At 69.3% G+C, this 1680-nt stretch carries 1 pseudogene; it reads right to left on the bottom strand.

Features of this window, described 5'->3' with window-relative positions:
• A pseudogene (locus ACTWQJ_RS51110) lies at positions 1 to 1671 on the bottom strand (sodium-translocating pyrophosphatase); the annotation flags it as partial.
• Positions 1672 to 1680: the final 9 nt, after the last annotated feature.

The raw sequence follows: 1680 nt of genomic DNA, 5'->3' as shown, positions 1-1680 counted from the left end.
CCAGGCGCCGCCGGAGTTGGCGAGGAACACCGCCATCAGCGTGCCGGCCCCGATCGCGCCCGCCAGATAGGCGCCGAGGGCGCCGACGCCGAGCGTGAAGCCGATGAAGATCGGCGCCATGACCGCGAGCAGACCCGGCGTGGCCAGCTCCCTGAGCGCGTCCCTCGTGCAGATGTCGACGACTTTTCCGTACTCCGGTTTCTCGGTGTAGTCCATGATCCCGGGCCGCTCACGGAACTGCCGCCGCACCTCGAACACCACCGAACCCGCCGACCGCGACACCGCATTGATCGCCAGCCCGGAGAAGAGGAAGACGACCGCGGCGCCTGCGATGAGGCCGACGAGGTTGTTGGGCTGCGAGATGTCCATCGCCAGCGTCATCGGTGAGCCCTCGCCGCTGAGCTTCTCGCCCACGTCCCGCGCGCCGGTGGTGATCGCGTCGCGGTACGACCCGAAGAGCGCCGACGCCGCCAGGACGGCGGTGGCGATGGCGATGCCCTTGGTGATGGCCTTCGTGGTGTTGCCCACTGCGTCCAGGTTGGTGAGCACCTGCGCGCCCGCGCCCACGACGTCCCCAGACATCTCGGCGATGCCCTGGGCGTTGTCGGAGACCGGCCCGAAGGTGTCCATGGCGACGATCACGCCGACCGTGGTGAGCAGGCCGGTGCCGGCCAGCGCGACCGCGAACAGCGCCAGCATGATCGACGTACCGCCGAGCAGGAAGGCCCCGTAGACGCTGAGGCCGATCAGCAGAGCGGTGTAGACGGCCGATTCGAGGCCGACCGAGATGCCGGCGAGGATGACGGTGGCGGGGCCGGTGAGCGAGGTCTTGCCGATGTCCTTCACCGGGCGCCGGTTGGTCTCGGTGAAGTAGCCGGTGAGCTGCTGGATCACGGCGGCGAGCAGGATGCCGATCGCCACCGCGACGAGCGCCAGGATCCGCGGGTCGCCGTCCTTGGCCCGGATCGCGGCGTCGGTGACGCCGTCGAGGTCGGCGTACGACGACGGCAGATAGACGAACACGGCGATCGCCACCAGGACGAGCGAGATCACCGCGGAGATGAAGAAGCCACGGTTGATCGCACTCATCCCGCTGCGGTCGGCGCGGCGCGGCGCCACGGCGAAGATGCCGATCATCGCGGTGATCACGCCGATCGCGGGGACGAGCAGCGGGAACGCCAGTCCGGCGTCGCCGAAGGCCGCCGTGCCCAGGATCAGCGCGGCCACCAGGGTGACGGCGTACGACTCGAAGAGGTCGGCCGCCATCCCGGCACAGTCGCCGACGTTGTCGCCCACGTTGTCGGCGATGGTCGCGGCATTGCGCGGATCGTCCTCCGGAATGCCCTTCTCGACCTTGCCGACCAGGTCGGCGCCGACGTCGGCGGCCTTGGTGAAGATACCGCCGCCGACACGCATGAACATGGCGATGAGCGCGGCCCCGAGACCGAAGCCCTCGAGCACCTTCGGCGCGTCGGCTGTGTACACCAGCACCACACAGGAGGCGCCCAGCAGACCGAGCCCCACCGTGAACATGCCGACGACGCCGCCCGTACGGAAAGCGATCTTCATGGCTTTGTGCTAGACGAGGGTGAGATCCTTTTCCGGCTCACCCTCCGCCGGAGTCGCTTCCCGGGCCGCCGCGGCGACCCGCACGTTACTGCGTACGGCGAGTCACATGCC

The organism is Streptomyces sp. KR55, assembly GCF_052245645.1.
Taxonomy (GTDB): Bacteria; Actinomycetota; Actinomycetes; order Streptomycetales; family Streptomycetaceae; genus Streptomyces; species Streptomyces flavusporus.
Note: the sequence above shows the minus strand (reverse complement) of the source record. Positions and strands in the feature narration are given on the sequence as shown.